General features: G+C 63.8%; 15 protein-coding genes and 1 riboswitch. Of the genes, 7 read left to right on the forward strand and 8 right to left on the reverse strand.

Going from position 1 to position 14,265, the window contains the following annotated elements; translation table 11 throughout:
* Window positions 1-70: 70 nt before the first annotated feature.
* From RUH75_RS21415 to RUH75_RS21430, 4 genes are read right to left on the reverse strand one after another with little or no spacing between them, the layout of a single operon-like run.
* The gene (locus RUH75_RS21415; protein WP_313809220.1) at window positions 71-1,276 is read right to left on the reverse strand and encodes an ABC transporter permease; all 1,206 of its coding nucleotides are present in this window, start codon (window positions 1,274-1,276) and stop codon (window positions 71-73) included.
* The gene (locus RUH75_RS21420; RefSeq protein WP_313809221.1) at window positions 1,276-1,977 is read right to left on the reverse strand and encodes an ABC transporter ATP-binding protein; all 702 of its coding nucleotides are present in this window, start codon (window positions 1,975-1,977) and stop codon (window positions 1,276-1,278) included. The genes RUH75_RS21415 and RUH75_RS21420 overlap by 1 nt, the downstream gene beginning before the upstream one ends.
* A gap of 2 nt (window positions 1,978-1,979) precedes the next feature.
* Window positions 1,980-3,509: an efflux RND transporter periplasmic adaptor subunit gene (locus RUH75_RS21425; protein ID WP_313809222.1), complete on the reverse strand. Its 1,530-nt coding sequence runs from the start codon at window positions 3,507-3,509 to the stop codon at window positions 1,980-1,982.
* 8 nt (window positions 3,510-3,517) lie between these two features.
* Window positions 3,518-4,924: an efflux transporter outer membrane subunit gene (locus RUH75_RS21430; RefSeq protein WP_313809223.1), complete on the reverse strand. Its 1,407-nt coding sequence runs from the start codon at window positions 4,922-4,924 to the stop codon at window positions 3,518-3,520.
* A gap of 148 nt (window positions 4,925-5,072) precedes the next feature.
* Between RUH75_RS21430 and fabD the strand changes: the two genes are divergently transcribed.
* The 6 genes from fabD (at window position 5,073) to metA (ending at window position 10,817) form a co-directional block, all read left to right on the forward strand.
* Window positions 5,073-6,008, forward strand: a complete 936-nt coding sequence (gene fabD, locus RUH75_RS21435; RefSeq protein ID WP_313809224.1) for an ACP S-malonyltransferase — start codon at window positions 5,073-5,075, stop codon at window positions 6,006-6,008.
* A gap of 19 nt (window positions 6,009-6,027) precedes the next feature.
* Entirely contained in the window at window positions 6,028-6,768 is a 741-nt protein-coding gene (gene fabG / locus RUH75_RS21440) for a 3-oxoacyl-[acyl-carrier-protein] reductase (protein WP_313809225.1), read from the forward strand.
* A 216-nt stretch (window positions 6,769-6,984) separates the two neighbouring features.
* Entirely contained in the window at window positions 6,985-7,218 is a 234-nt protein-coding gene (locus RUH75_RS21445) for an acyl carrier protein (protein ID WP_007689016.1), read from the forward strand.
* 174 nt (window positions 7,219-7,392) lie between these two features.
* Entirely contained in the window at window positions 7,393-8,652 is a 1,260-nt protein-coding gene (gene fabF / locus RUH75_RS21450) for a beta-ketoacyl-ACP synthase II (RefSeq protein ID WP_313809226.1), read from the forward strand.
* Window positions 8,653-8,662: 10 nt separating this feature from the next.
* Window positions 8,663-9,634, forward strand: coding sequence for an endolytic transglycosylase MltG (gene mltG / locus RUH75_RS21455; protein ID WP_313809227.1), 972 nt, complete (start codon window positions 8,663-8,665; stop codon window positions 9,632-9,634).
* 107 nt (window positions 9,635-9,741) lie between these two features.
* Window positions 9,742-9,848, forward strand: a riboswitch (SAM-I-IV-variant riboswitch).
* 45 nt (window positions 9,849-9,893) lie between these two features.
* Window positions 9,894-10,817 (forward strand): homoserine O-succinyltransferase, encoded by a 924-nt coding sequence (gene metA / locus RUH75_RS21460; RefSeq protein WP_313809228.1) that lies wholly within the window; start codon window positions 9,894-9,896, stop codon window positions 10,815-10,817.
* A gap of 140 nt (window positions 10,818-10,957) precedes the next feature.
* On the opposite strand, the gene RUH75_RS21465 is transcribed toward metA, so the two are convergent.
* On the reverse strand, window positions 10,958-11,377 hold the full coding sequence (locus tag RUH75_RS21465) for a sugar transporter (RefSeq protein WP_313809229.1): 420 nt from the start codon (window positions 11,375-11,377) through the stop codon (window positions 10,958-10,960).
* A 101-nt stretch (window positions 11,378-11,478) separates the two neighbouring features.
* On the opposite strand from RUH75_RS21465, the gene RUH75_RS21470 reads away from it, so the two are divergent.
* Complete coding sequence (locus RUH75_RS21470; RefSeq protein ID WP_313809230.1) at window positions 11,479-11,994, forward strand: 2'-5' RNA ligase family protein; 516 nt, start codon at window positions 11,479-11,481, stop codon at window positions 11,992-11,994.
* Window positions 11,995-12,008: 14 nt separating this feature from the next.
* Here RUH75_RS21470 and RUH75_RS21475 read toward each other — a convergent pair whose 3' ends face one another.
* The 3 genes from RUH75_RS21475 to RUH75_RS21485 form a co-directional block, all read right to left on the reverse strand.
* Window positions 12,009-13,235, reverse strand: a complete 1,227-nt coding sequence (locus RUH75_RS21475; protein ID WP_313809231.1) for an FAD/NAD(P)-binding oxidoreductase — start codon at window positions 13,233-13,235, stop codon at window positions 12,009-12,011.
* 136 nt (window positions 13,236-13,371) lie between these two features.
* Complete coding sequence (locus tag RUH75_RS21480) at window positions 13,372-13,608, reverse strand: hypothetical protein (protein ID WP_313809233.1); 237 nt, start codon at window positions 13,606-13,608, stop codon at window positions 13,372-13,374.
* A 187-nt stretch (window positions 13,609-13,795) separates the two neighbouring features.
* The coding region (locus RUH75_RS21485; protein WP_313809232.1) for a hypothetical protein at window positions 13,796-14,265 on the reverse strand (470 nt) is incomplete at its 5' end.

Below are 14,265 nucleotides of genomic sequence, written 5' to 3' on the forward strand. Positions count from 1 at the left end.
CGGGATCCCGGATCAAGTCCGGGATGACGAAGCTGTAATGGCAAGAAGCCACCCTAAACCGCTCTAATCTTCATTCGTGGCGTAGCGCGTCGATCGGGTTGAGCGCGGCGGCGCGGCGGGCGGGGAAATAGCCGAAGACGACGCCGATCGCGGCGGAGAAGAGGAAAGCGATCAGGTTCACCTTCACGTCGAAGATGAAGGGTACCTGCATCAGCGGCGCGATCGCGACCGAGGCGATGAGCGCGAGGAACAGGCCGATGAGCCCGCCGAGGCAGGAGAGGACGATCGCTTCCACCAGGAATTGCATCAGCACCTCGCGCGCGACGGCGCCGATGGCGAGGCGGATGCCGATCTCGCGGGTGCGCTCCGTCACCGACACCAGCATGATGTTCATGATGCCGATGCCGCCGACCAGCAGGGAGATCGCCGCCACTGTCGCCACGATCTGCGTCAATATGGTGGTGGTGCCGGTCAGCGTGTCGCTGATCTGCTTGGTGTCGAAGACGTTGAAATTATCCTCCGTACCCGGCTTGATCTTGCGACGTTCGCGCATGAGTTCCTCCAGGCTGGTCTGGACCGCGCTGGTGTCATAGGCGTCGTCCACCGCGACCATGATCTGGCTGATGTCGCGGTCGCCGGTGAAGCGGCGCTGGACGAATTTGATCGGCATGACGACGACGTCGTCCTGATCGCCGAAGCCGCCCTGCCCCCGGGTCGCGAGCGCGCCGATGACCTGGCAGGAGACGCCCTTGATGCGCAGCCGCTTGCCGACCGGGTCATTGCTCTGGAAGAGATTGGTGCGGACCGTGTTGCCGATGATGCAGACGGGTTTTCCGGCTTCCTCCTCCTCGGGCATGAAGAGGCGGCCGGTGTCGGCCTTCCAGCTTTGCACCTCGAAATAGGCGGCGGTGGTGCCGTAGACGGTGGTGGACCAGTTGCTGCCTTCATAGATGGCCGTGCCGCTGGACTGGACCATCGGCGCGACGGCGCGGACCCCGGTGAGCTGGTTTTCGATCGAGCTGAGGTCGGCGGGCTTGAAGTCGGGCGGGCGCGGGCCGCCGCCGCCTCTGCCGAAACCCTGTCCGGGGCGCAGTTGCAGGACATTGGCGCCGAGCGAGCTGATCTGTTCGCGGACGGCAGCGGTCGCGCCATTGCCCAGCGTGACCATGGTGACGACGGCCGCTACGCCGATGATGATGCCCAGCGTGGTGAGGAAGCTGCGCAGCTTGTGCCGGTTGATCGCGCGGAAGGCGAGGGTGATGGTGGTGCCTAGCATCAGGCCTTCACCCCATTTTCGATGCCGTCGACATGCCCGTCCTTGAAGTGGACGATGGTGCGGGCATAGGCGGCCATGTCCGGCTCATGGGTGACCATCAGCACGGTGATGCCGCTGTTGCGGTTGAGATCGGTCAGCAGTTCCATGATCTCCACCGATCGTTCGGAGTCGAGATTGCCGGTCGGCTCGTCGGCCAGCAGCACGGCGGGATGGGTCACGATGGCGCGGGCGATGGCGACGCGCTGTTGCTGGCCGCCGGAAAGCTCTGCGGGGGTGTGGTCCCACCAGTCCTTGAGCCCCACTTTGTCGAGCGCGGCCATGCCGGAAGCATGGCGTGTCCTCTTGTCCTCGCCGCGATAGAGCAAAGGAAGTTCGACATTCTCCAGCGCCGTGGTGCGGGAGAGCAGGTTGAAGCCCTGGAACACGAAGCCGAGATAGCGACGGCGGAGCAAGGCGCGCTGGTCGCGGTCGAGTTGCTCGACATGGCGGCCCTGGAACAGGAATTCGCCGGCGGAGGGCACGTCGAGGCAGCCCAATATGTTCATTGTCGTCGACTTGCCTGAGCCGGACGGGCCCATGACCGCCACGAAATCGCCCTGCGCTATGTCGAGATCGATGCCTTTCAGCGCCTGAAAGGCGGTCGGGCCGGAGCCGTAGATCTTGGTGACGCCGCGCAGGGAGATGATGGGATCTGATGCCATCGTCAGCTTCCGCCCTGGCGCCCGGTGCGCCGCGGCTCGTTGCCCTGCGGCGCCGACGGCGTGACCGGCGCGGCTTGCGGTTTTGCGTCCCCTGAATTGCCGAGCTTGCCGACTGTCGCGGGGCTGCCGTCGGTGGAGCGGTTGCGATCGCGGGGCTGGCCGCCCTGCGATCCGCTCTCGGCGGCCTGATCTTCTGCCGGGGCCCGCTGGCCGCTGGCGAGCTGGCCGGTGATCACGCGCATGCCGGGCTTGAGGTCGCCGCCGGTGATGACCGTGCGGGCGCCGTCGCTGGCGCCGACGATGACCTGCACCGCCTTGGGATTGCCGTCCGCGCCGACGACATAGACGGTCTGGCTGCTGCCGACGCCGAAGCTCACCTGACGATTGGCGCCGCCGCGGCGGAAGCGACGGGGGCCGGGGACGATCTGGCTGGTGATGCCGCCATCGCTGGTGCCCGTGCTGGGCTTGAAGCGGAGCGCGCTGTTGGGGACGAGCAGCACGTCGTGCAGTTCCTGCGTCACGATGTCGGCGGTCGCGGTCATGCCGGGGCGCAGGATTTCCTGGGCATTATCGACCGACAGCACCGCCGTATAGGCGACGACGGTGCCGCTGCTGCTGGTCGTGCTGCTGGTCGATGACGAGGATGAGCTGCTGCTGGAGCTGTTCGAGCCGACATTGACCCGCGTGACCTGCGCCGGGAAGGTGCGGCCGGGGAAGGCGTCGACCGAGAAATTGGCGCTCTGGCCTTCCTTCACCTGACCGACATCCGCTTCGTCGACCGAGACTTCGACCTCCATCTTGGTCAGGTCCTCGGCGATGGTGAAGAGGACCGGCGCGTTCAGGGACGCGGCGACGGTCTGGCCCGGTTCGATATCGCGCGAGAGGACGACGCCGGTGACGGGCGAGACGATCTGCGCGATGGAGAGGTTGGTCTGGGCCGTGGAAAGCTGCGCCTGCGCGACGCGCACCTGCGCCTGCGTCGAGTGGAGATTGGCGAGGGCGGACTGATAATCGGCGCGGGCGGAATCCAGTTCGGTCTTCGCGGGGACACGGCCGCCCGACAGCCTGTAGACGTTGAGCTGACGGTCGAGCGTGGCCTTTGCGAGGGCCGCCTGGGCTTGCGCTTGCGCGACGCTGGCCTGGGAAGAGGCCAGCTGCGCGCGGGTCTGGTTGATCGTGTCGACCAGCCGGCGGGTGTCGAGTTCGGCCAGCTTCTGCCCCCTGGTCACGCGGTCGTTCACGTCGACATAGACCGCCGTGATCTTGCCCGACTGTTCGGAGCCGACATCGACCTGATTGATGGGCTTGAGGTTCCCGGTAGCGGAAACGGAGACGGTGAGGTCGCCCCTGCGTGCCTCGCGGGTGGCGTAATTGGGCGCGTCATCGCCCGCGAAGCAGCGGGCCACGGTCAGGACGAGGATCAGCAGAACAAGGCCGATGCCGCCCCGGATCGCCCATCTGCGCCACGGCTTTTCGGGCCTTGCGCCGAGAAAATCGTCAAGGTCCTGATCTGTCGTCACATCATTGCTCATTGTTTTGCTCATTGGGAGGGACGATTTTCCATATTCTGCCAGCCGCCGCCCAAGGCATTGTAAAGCTGGGCCAGGCCAAGAACCTCGTCGGACTGCGCCGTGGCAAGGCTGTTGCGCGCGCTGAGAAGCGTGTTTTCGGTCTGGGAAAGCGTCTGGAAGTCGATCAGGCCTGACTGATATTGGCTGCGGGCCATGATCGCGGCATTGTTCGAGGCTTGCATGGCGGTCGTGAATTCGATCTTCCGGGCGCGGGCGCTGGCCAGCGAGGCCATGGCGTTTTCCACATCCTCCAGCGCGGTGAGCACGCTTTGCTTATAGGCAGCGAAGGCGCCATCCGTGGCGGCCTTTTGCGCGCGGACCTGCGAGGCTAGGCGGCCGCCGTCGAAGATCAGCTGCGCGACATTGGCGAAGACGCCGCCGGTGATCAGGCTGAACAGATCCCTGAAGCTGTTGGCGCTGGTGCCGATATTGCCGCTGATCCCGAGCGAGGGGTAGAGCTGCGCCTGTGCCACGCCGATGCGGGCGGTGGCGGCGGCGAGGGCGCGTTCGGCCGAGCGGACGTCCGGACGCTGGCGCAGCGTGTCGGCGGGGATGCCGGTGGCGATCTCGGTCGAGGCCGTCGGGATCGGTGCCGGGGTTTCGAGCGCGCGCGTCGCCTCGCCCGGCGCCTGTCCGGTCAGGACGGCGATGCGGTTGAGGCTGCCCTTCAGGCTGGCTTCCAATTGCGGGATGGTCGCGTTGGTTTGGGCCAGCTGCGCCTTGGCCTGCTGTTCGTCCAGCGCGGAGACAAGGCCGGCCTGAAGGCGCCAATTGGCGATGTTGTAATTGTCCTGCTGGATCGTCCGGGTTTCGCGGGCGATGCGCAGTTGCTCCTGCGCCAGGCGCGCCTGCACATAATTGGTGACCAGTTCGGAAATGATCGTCATCCGCACATTGGCGAGGTCATAGCCAGAGGCCGAGAGATCGGCGCGGGCGGCTTCGGCGGAGCGGGAGAGTCCTCCGAACAGGTCGACCTGCCAGCTGGCATCGGCGCCGACCGAATAGCTGCCCGACCAGTGGTCGGAGCCGGACTGGTTGCTGTAATTCCTGCCGCCGCTGGCGGAGCCGTTGACCTGCGGCAGGAAGGCGGCATGGGCCTGACGCAGGGACTCCCGCGCCTGACGCAGACGAGCCTGAGCCTGCACGATGTCGAGATTATGGGCGATGGCGTTGTCGATCAGGCTGCTGAGCGCCGGGTCGTTGAGGCGGGTCCACCAGTTGGCGAGGCCGGCTTCATCGATCGGCGTGGCGCTGCCCTGATCATAGGTCGCGGGCACGCCGAGCGCGGCGGGGGCCGGGGCGCGATAATCGGGACCAGCGGCGCAGGCCGAGAGCGTCAGCGCGGTTCCCGTGATCCATGCAATGCGATATCGCACCTTTTCCTAATACTCCGTCGTCGTTAAAGGCGATCCTCCAATGAGAACTGCCGAATTGGGTCGGGTGCCTCAACGGCATTTGTGTCTCAAAGTGTAACGGCTTTGAAAAATTGCGCTTTTGTAGCGCGCATGTGTCAGAAGGTGGATGATGAGGGCATTTCTTTTTCCGGGGCAGGGCAGCCAGGCGGTCGGCATGGGCAAGGCGCTGGCCGATGCGAGCCCGGCCGCGAAGGAGCTGTTTCAGGAGGTCGACGATGCTCTGTCGCAGCATTTGTTCCGCATCATGGTGGAGGGGCCGGAAAGCGACCTGACGCTCACGGAAAATGCCCAGCCCGCGATCATGGCGAACGCATTGGCGACGCTGCGCGTGATGCAGAAGGAAGGTGGCTTTTCGCTTGGCGAGAAGGGCGATTTCGTCGCGGGCCATTCGCTGGGCGAATATAGCGCGCTTTGCGCGGCGGAGGCCTTTGACATCGGCACCACGGCGAAGCTGCTGAAGCTGCGGGGCCAGGCGATGCAGGCGGCCGTGCCGGTGGGCGAGGGCGCGATGGCGGCTTTGCTGGGCGCGGATATCGAAAAGGCGCAGGCGCTGGTCGAGGCCGCGGCCGAGGGCGAGGTCTGCACCGTCGCCAATGACAATGACCCGACGCAGGTAGTGATTTCCGGGCATCGCGGCGCGATCGAGCGGGCGGTGGCGCTGGTCAAGGACCATGGCATCAAGCGCGGCCTGCTGCTGCCGGTGTCGGCGCCCTTCCACTGCCCGCTGATGCAGCCGGCCGCCGAGGCGATGGAGGAGACTCTCGGCAAGGCGACGATCAATACGCCGCTGCTGCCGGTCTATGCCAATGTGCTGGCGAGCGCGATCGCCGATCCGGACGAGATCAGGCTGAGGCTGGTCGAGCAGGTGACGGGCCGTGTGCGCTGGCGCGAATCCGTCGCGGCGATGTGGGATGCGGGCGTGACCGAATTCGTCGAACTGGGTGGCAAGGTGCTTGGCCCGATGGTCAAGCGCATCGCGCCCGACGCGACCGTGCGCAGCATCGTGACGATGGACGATATCGAGGCGGCGCTGGCTGCTTTCTGACAGGATAGGGATAAGAAACATGTTCGATCTGACAGGCATGACCGCGCTGGTGACGGGCGCTTCGGGGGGCATCGGGTCCGCCATTGCCAGGGCCCTCGCGGCGCAGGGCGCCACGCTGGCCCTTTCGGGGAGCAATGAGGAGAAGCTGAAGGCTTTCGCGGCGGAATTGGGTGGCGATCACAGGATTCTGGTCTGCAATCTCTCCGATCCGGCGGCGGTCGACGCGCTGGTGGGGCAGGCCGTGGAAGCGCTGGGCGGGAAGATCGATATCCTCGTCAACAATGCGGGCATCACCCGCGACAACCTGATCCTGCGGATGAAGGATGAGGAATGGGCGGATGTGATCTCCGTCAATCTGGAGGCGGCTTTCCGGCTGGCGCGCGCGGCCGCCAAGCCGATGATGAAGGCGCGTTTCGGGCGGATCATCTCCATCACCTCGGTTGTGGGCGTGACGGGGAATCCAGGGCAGGCCAATTATGCCGCGTCGAAAGCGGGCATCATCGGCATGTCGAAATCGCTGGGCCAGGAACTGGCGAGCCGGGGCATCACCGTCAATTGCGTGGCGCCGGGCTTCATCAGGTCGGCGATGACCGATGCGCTGAATGACGCGCAGAAGGGCGCGATCCTCAACAGGATTCCGGCGGGCGATCTGGGCGCGGGCGAGGATATCGGCGCGGCTGTCGTGTACCTTGCGAGCAGGGAAGCGGGCTATGTCACCGGCCAGACGCTGCATGTAAACGGTGGCATGGCGATGATCTGATCGGGCCGGGCGCGGCGGGATCAGTCCATCGCGCCCCAAATTTTGGGCATTTGCAAAGCCGTCGCCTTGTGCCATCGGGGCTGACGAGTCGAATGCAGGCGGGGGCGATGTTTCCTGATTGTCTCTTGCCTCTTGCCTCTGTAGGGGCTTGCCTCTAGGGCATTGCCTTAACAGATATTCAGAACCATCAACGATACCCAGTAAAAAGGACCACTCATGAGTGAGACCGCGGATCGCGTAAAGAAAATCGTCGTCGAGCATCTGGGCGTCGAAGCCGAAAAGGTGACCGAGGACGCAAGCTTCATCGACGATCTGGGCGCAGACAGCCTGGACATCGTCGAGCTGGTCATGGCGTTCGAAGAAGAATTCGGCGTCGAAATCCCTGACGATGCCGCCGAGAAGATCGCGACCGTCAAGGACGCCATCGATTATATCGACAGCAAGCAGTAAGAGCGTCTGGCGGCTTTCCATGCGGGGGAGCCGGAGCGTTTGAAAAGGAAATGGCTCCTCCTGTCCGGCGAACCGGGACTTGGGGAGCCTTTTCGTGTCTGGCAAACCGTTCACAAGCGCTATTGAAGCCGCTAAGGGACAGGCAAGGCCTAGGAAGAATTTCGGAGCAAGGATATGCGTCGTGTCGTCGTAACCGGTCTGGGCATGGTGAGCCCGCTGGGCGGGAATGTCGAAACCAGCTGGAAGAACATCATCGCGGCCAAGTCCGGCGCGGCGACGATCACGCGCTTCGACGCCAGCGAATATAAGTGCCGCATCGCCTGCGAAGTGAAGCCGGCTGACCATGAATATGGCTATGACGCGTCGCTGGACGTGGATCACAAGATCCAGCGCCAGGTCGATCCGTTCATCGTCTTCGGCATTTCCGCCGCCAGCGAAGCGCTGCGCGACGCGGGCCTCGACAATATGAGCGAGGAAGAACGGCTGCGCGCCGGTTGCTCCATCGGTTCGGGCATTGGCGGTTTGCCGGGCATCGAGAGCGAATCGCTGGTGCTGGCGAACAAGGGGCCGAGCCGGGTCAGCCCGCACTTCGTGCACGGGCGGCTGATCAACCTGATTTCCGGTCAGGTTTCGATCAAATATGGCCTGATGGGGCCGAACCATGCGGTCGTGACGGCCTGTTCGACGGGGGCGCACTCCATCGGCGACGCCGCGCGCATGATCGCGATGGATGACGCGGACGTGATGCTGGCGGGTGGCGCGGAAAGCGCGATTTGTCCGATTGGAATCGCGGGCTTTGCGCAGGCGCGGGCGCTCTCGACCGGCTTCAACGACACGCCGGAAAAGGCTTCGCGGCCCTATGACGTCAACCGTGACGGCTTCGTCATGGGCGAGGGCGCGGGCGTGGTCGTGCTGGAGGAATATGAGCGGGCCAAGGCGCGCGGCGCGAAAATCTACGCCGAGGTCATCGGTTACGGCCTGTCGGGTGATGCCTATCACGTCACGGCGCCGCATCCGGAGGGCAATGGCGGCTATCGCTCCATGCAGATGGCGCTCAAGAAGTCGGGGCTGTCGCTGGCGGATATCGACTATGTGAACGCGCATGGCACCTCGACCCCGCTGGGCGACGAGCTGGAACTGGGCGCGGTGAAGCGGCTGTTCGGCGAGCATCTCTCCACCATGTCGATGAGTTCGACCAAGTCGGCCATTGGCCATTTGCTGGGCGGCGCCGGCGCGGTGGAGAGCATCTTCTGCATTCTCGCCATGCGCGACCAGATCGTGCCGCCGACGCTGAACCTGGATGAGCCGAGCGAAAGCTGCAAGGGCGTCGATCTGGTTCCGCACGTCGCCAAGGAGCGCAAGGTGCGCGCGGTGCTGAACAATTCGTTCGGTTTCGGCGGCACCAACGCCTCGCTTATCATGAAGGCGGTCTGAGACACCCCATATGCGGCGGCTTGGCTGTAGCATATTGCTGATCGGCCTGGCCGTCGCGGCTTTCGTCGCGTTCCGTTTCGTCCATGGCTGGACCGAGGCGGGGCCCGCGCCGCAGGATATTGCGATCGTGGTGCCCGATGGGGCAACGATTGCAGATGCCGCCGTGCTGCTGAAGCAGAAGGGCGCGGTGCGCTCCGCCGACGCCTTTTTGACCCGCGCCAAGATCTTCGGGCGGGGCAAGTCGATCAAGGCGGGGGAGTTCCTGATCCCCAAGGGCGCCAGCAACGCTGATATTTTCAAGATTCTTGGTGGCGGCAAGACGTTGACCCGGCTTGTGACCATACCGGAAGGGATGCCTTCGCTTCTGGTCTATGAGCGGTTGAAGTCGAATGAGGAACTGACCGGCGACATAGAGGTGCCGGCGGAGGGCAGCGTGATGCCCGACAGCTATGCCTTCGACAAGGGCGAGAGCCGGGCGGTGGTGCTGAAGCGGATGCAAGGCGCGATGGACAGGGCGCTGGCGAAACTGTGGGCGGAGCGTGCGCCGAATACAGTGGCGAAGTCGCCCAAGGAGGCGATCATCCTTGCCAGCATCGTCGAGAAGGAAACCGCCGTGCCTTCCGAACGGCCGATGGTGGCGGGGGTCTATGGCAACCGTTTGAAGGTCGGCATGATGTTGCAGGCGGACCCGACGATCATCTACCCGATCACCAGGGGGAAACCGCTGGGGCGGCGGATCAGGAAGTCGGAGATCGCGGCGGTCAACGATTATAACACATATGCGATGACAGGGTTGCCCAAGGGGCCGATCGCCAATCCGGGGCGGCTGTCGATACTGGCGGTGCTGCATCCGGCCGAGACGAAGGCGCTGTATTTCGTCGCGGATGGCAGGGGCGGGCATATCTTCGCCGACACGCTGCAAGAGCATAATGAGAATGTGCGCAAGTGGTTCGAGATAAGGCGGGCGCGGGGCGAGCTTTAGCTTGGGTGGGCGCCGGGTGTTTGGCCGGGAGCGGAGGAGGCTGTCAAAGTTTTCCTTTCCTTTCGTAAAGCAGCAATTGCCAAACGAACGCCGCGCGCCTAGATAGGCGTCAGCATCAAGAGTTGGGGCGACGCCCGACGCCAACCTGCCGATCCGGGCAAGGTGGCACTCCCGAAGGGAGGATGTGGCCGATCCGGCAACCAAGCGGGACCCAAGCCACTTCGTGATCGTCGCTCCCGCCAACAGGGAATGACGTGACGTGCCGATCAAGATAGCCGACGATCTGCCAGCCTGCCTTACGCTGGAGGCGGAGGGTGTCGTCGTCATGCGCGAAGCCGATGCGGTTCGGCAGGATATCCGCCCTTTGCGGATCGCGCTGCTGAACCTGATGCCCGACAAGATCAGCACGGAAACGCAGCTTGCCCGGCTGCTGGGCGCGACGCCGTTGCAGGTGGAACTGACGCTGGTGCGGATCAGCGATCATGTGTCGCGCAATACTTCCGCCGATCATATGGCGTCCTTCTACCGCCCGTGGAGCGATGTACGGGATGAGCGGTTCGACGGCTTCATCATCACCGGCGCGCCGGTGGAGAAGCTGCCTTTCGAAGAGGTCAGCTATTGGGACGAATTGCGGGCCATTTTCGACTGGACGCAGACCCATGTGCATCGCTCGCTCAGCATTTGCTGGGCGGCGCAGGCGGCGCTGCATCATTTTCATGGCATTGGGAAGCACGCGCTGGAAAGGAAGGCCTTCGGCGTGTTCCGGCATCACAATCATGTGCCGTCATCGCCCTGGATGCGCGGGTTTTCGGACGATTTCCGCGTGCCGGTGTCGCGTTGGTCGGAAGTGCGGCGGGAGGATGTGCCCGAGGGGCGGGGCTTGCAGATTTTAGCCGAAAGCGTGGAAGCGGGTTTGTGCCTGATCGGTGATCCGGGCCACGGCTTCCTGCATATGTTCAACCATCTGGAATATGACACAGGGACGCTGGCCGACGAATATGCACGGGATGGGGCAGGGCAGTTGCCGGCCCATTATTTCCCCGGAGACGATCCGGCCCGCGCACCGAAAAATGACTGGCGCTGCCATGCGCATCTGCTGTTCGGCAATTGGATCAACGAAATGTACCAGACCGTGCCGTTCGATCTGGACGTGATCCGGCAGGAGCCGGTGCTGGCGGCTTAGGGTATGTGGGGATTCAGTCCATGATGGGCTGCAAATGGCGGCTTTCTGCGCTTCCGGTGCTCACGACCCGTAAGGTCGCTGCGCGCCGGTTCTCGAAATCCACCATTTTCGCCTCACCCTGAACTGAATCCCCACACACCCTAATGGACGATGCCCCTGGAGATGAGTTTGCGGGCGTACCACCATTGGACGATGGCGATGATCAGGATCACGGCCGGGAAGATCGTGGCGGTGACGCCTTTTACCGCCAGCAGATCGGTACGGGTGAAACTGTAGCCGAATTGCACGATCACGGCGGCGATCGAGAGCAGGAACAGCGGCGCGGCGGCGGCCTTGCGGAGCAGCAGCAGGATCGCGCCCAGCGTGCCCGCGCCGACCGCGATGGCATAGACGGCCCAGGTCCAGCCGGGCATGGAGGCGAATATCTTCGCCGCATAGGGATCGGCCCTGGCCAATTGGTTGAGGTCGGCTGTGTATTGCATGATGAAGGCAGCGACCCCCATCAGGTTCCAGAGCAGCAGGATGATGCCAATCCCCAGGAAGGATCGCGGTGCAGTCATGGCTGTTTCCCCCATTGCTGGCGGCTGGCCTTGTGAGGCCGCCGGAGCGGCATCATACTATCTGCCAGGGCTTTGCGAAAGCGCAGGAAAAAGGGAGGTGCATGCCGGTGGCCGGTGGGACGCCCATCATCGTGACGGCTTTGATGGACCCGGCGGATTTCTGCTGGGCTGAAAGGTTGCGCCGCGCGCATTTTCCCGCGGAGCGCAATCTGGTTCCCGCGCATATCACATTATTCCATCATCTGCCGCCTTCGGCTCTGGAGGAAGTGGCGCGGCGGTTGAAGCGGCTTTGCATGGAGCCTGCGCCCGCCGCGAAGCTGATGGAGGTGATGCTGCTGGGACGGGGCGTCGCCTATCGGGTGGAAAGCCCGGGACTGATGGCGATGCGCGATGAACTGGCGGAGGCGCTGGCCGGCCTGCTGGTGCCGCAGGATCTGGGGCGGCCGCGCTTTCACATCACGGTACAGAACAAGGTCGAGCCGGCGGAGGCCCAAGCTCTCGCAGGGGTGTTGCGACGCGATTTTCGTCCACGGCCACTGGCGATCGCTGGCCTGGCGGCCTGGCATTATCGGGGCGGACCCTGGGAATTGGCGATGAAGGCCAGCTTTCGGGGCTGACCTTCTTCGGTCGATCAGGCGAGGCCGACTTCCTTGAGCGGAACCGTTGCATCGGCAAGTTGCGCCTGATCCAGCACCGCGCCGGAAATGACGTGGGCGCGGCCCTGCACATAGTCCTTGACCGCATTGACGCAATCGAGCGCGATCAGCTTGCCGCCCTTGAGGTAGAGGACGGAGAAGCTGCGCGTCGCCGGATCGCCGCGCAGGATGGTCTGGTCATGACCGGTCGACAGGCCCACGGTCTGAAGCTTCAGATCATATTGGTTCGACCAGAACCAGGGCACGGCATGATAGGGTTCTTCCTTGCCCATGATGTGGTTGACCGCCGTTTTCGCCTGATCATTGGCGTTCTGCACGGATTCGAGGCGGATCTGCGCGCCACGGGCAAAGCTGTTGGCATGGGCCGCGCAATCGCCCACGGCATAGATGTCGGGCAGGCTGGTGCGGCAATATTCATCCACATCCACGCCATTGCCACCTGCCGCGCCTGCCGCGATCAGCGGGCCGGTTTCGGGGATGATGCCGATGCCGACAATCACCATGTCGGTTTCGATCCGTTCGCCGTCCTGCATCAGCACGGCGGTCGCCTTGCCATCGGTCACCTCAATGCAGTCCATGCGGGCGCCGGTGCGCAGATCGACGCCATGGGCGCGATGCTCGGCCTCATAGAAGCGCGACAGTTCCTCGCCCGCCACGCGCGCCAGCACGCGCTCGAGCGCTTCGAGCAGCACGACCTTCTTGCCGAACTTCGACAGGACGGCGGCCGCTTCCAGCCCGATATAGCCGCCGCCGATCACGGTCACATGACTGATCTGGTCGATCTTCGCCATCATCGCGTCGACATCGTCGCGGCGGCGCACGGCGTGCACATTGCGCGCGTCGGCGCCGTTACAGGTCAGCATGCGCGGGGAGCCGCCGGTCGCCCAGATCAGCCTGCCATAGCTGATCTCCCGATCGCCAGCGGTCACGAATTTGCCCACCGGGTCCACGGCCTTCACGCGCAGGCCGAGCAGCATGTCGATCTTGCGCTCTTCCCAGAAGCTGGCCGGGCGGATCAGGATGCGGTCGAAGCTCTTGTCGCCCGCGAAATATTCCTTCGACAGCGGCGGACGTTCATAGGGCGGGTCCTTTTCATCGCCCACCATGGCGATCGACCCTTCGAAACCAAGCTGGCGCAGCGAAATGCCCGCCTGTGCCCCGGCATGTCCCGCGCCCACGATCAGAACGTCATAATAGCTCATTAACGCGCCCTCATTGCATGTTGACGGGTGCTTGGCGCGCTTTCGCCGGACTGGCAAGCGGATTGTCGCGCGATACCGCTATCATGGGGCGGTTGGCCGGTATGGCCCCGGCCATCGGGCATTCAAATCCACCACATTAGCTGATGGCGCCTCCGATCATACGGGCGAGCCGTGCGGAAAAGGCGCGGGGGTCAGCCGGAATCTCTCCATCCGCGATCCGGGCTTCGTCGAGCAACAGGCGCGCTGCATCTTCGCGCAGTTCGCTATCCTGCGCCAGCGCGCCGAGCCGGGCGATCAGGACTTGTACCGGTTTTGTGGCGGTCGCCTGAGAGTTTAAGGCTCGTTCAAGAAGACCGGCGAGACGATCAAGCATAGTGAAGAGTTCAAGCAGGAGGCGGTGCGTGTATGTGTGACGCCGGGCGCTGTGCAGGCAGAGGCTCAGGCCGTGCTGGCGCGTGATGGGGAGGGACTGGTCGCTAAAGTTCCGGGTTCGCTTTATAGGCGCCGTCGAGCCGCAACGTGGACTAAAGTGAAACAGCCAATCGAGCGGGGCGCTGTGGTCACGGCAAGCTGAGCCCGATTCCTCCCACAGCAACGCCGGTAACGCGAAGGCTTGCAATTCTGTTTGGAGGAACGTCATCGACAATCGCTGTGAGATCGGCCCAGGATCCTTTCGGCGCGTCTCCCTTCAACTTCCACGGCAGCGTTTCAGACTTTATGTCTTTACCGTCAGTGCCGACAGGATGGCCATAAATCTCTATGTCGTTCAGTTTTGCAGCATGCGGATTACCGATTTTGAATGTGAGCTTTGAGCCCGCACCACTTGCGGCCGCTCCGACCCATTGAAGCGTGATTGCTCCATATTCGGTTCTGATGGTTGAGAAGCCCGTATCACCCAACTTCAATTCTGCTGGACGATCCAGTGCGCCAACCGTCTTTTCTAAACTCTCGATGCGTTGTTTCAGCGCGTCGACGCTAGGGTCAGGACCCATTGATGTGATCGACGCGATGTGATTCAGGCTTCCTGAGG

Source organism: Sphingobium sp. (assembly GCF_032153725.1).
Taxonomy (GTDB): domain Bacteria; phylum Pseudomonadota; class Alphaproteobacteria; order Sphingomonadales; family Sphingomonadaceae; genus Sphingobium.

Bases quoted from the DNA above. Each gene is read 5' to 3' on its own strand.
- fabG (WP_313809225.1), top strand. From the start codon at position 6,028: ATGTTCGATCTGACAGGCATGACCGCGCTGGTGACGGGCGCTTCGGGG.
- RUH75_RS21465 (WP_313809229.1), bottom strand. From the start codon at position 11,377: ATGACTGCACCGCGATCCTTCCTGGGGATTGGCATCATCCTGCTGCTC.
- RUH75_RS21415 (WP_313809220.1), bottom strand. From the start codon at position 1,276: ATGCTAGGCACCACCATCACCCTCGCCTTCCGCGCGATCAACCGGCAC.
- RUH75_RS21480 (WP_313809233.1), bottom strand. From the start codon at position 13,608: ATGCTTGATCGTCTCGCCGGTCTTCTTGAACGAGCCTTAAACTCTCAG.
- fabD (WP_313809224.1), top strand. From the start codon at position 5,073: ATGAGGGCATTTCTTTTTCCGGGGCAGGGCAGCCAGGCGGTCGGCATG.
- RUH75_RS21475 (WP_313809231.1), bottom strand. From the start codon at position 13,235: ATGAGCTATTATGACGTTCTGATCGTGGGCGCGGGACATGCCGGGGCA.
- RUH75_RS21420 (WP_313809221.1), bottom strand. From the start codon at position 1,977: ATGGCATCAGATCCCATCATCTCCCTGCGCGGCGTCACCAAGATCTAC.
- fabF (WP_313809226.1), top strand. From the start codon at position 7,393: ATGCGTCGTGTCGTCGTAACCGGTCTGGGCATGGTGAGCCCGCTGGGC.
- RUH75_RS21445 (WP_007689016.1), top strand. From the start codon at position 6,985: ATGAGTGAGACCGCGGATCGCGTAAAGAAAATCGTCGTCGAGCATCTG.
- RUH75_RS21425 (WP_313809222.1), bottom strand. From the start codon at position 3,509: ATGAGCAATGATGTGACGACAGATCAGGACCTTGACGATTTTCTCGGC.
- mltG (WP_313809227.1), top strand. From the start codon at position 8,663: ATGCGGCGGCTTGGCTGTAGCATATTGCTGATCGGCCTGGCCGTCGCG.
- RUH75_RS21470 (WP_313809230.1), top strand. From the start codon at position 11,479: ATGCCGGTGGCCGGTGGGACGCCCATCATCGTGACGGCTTTGATGGAC.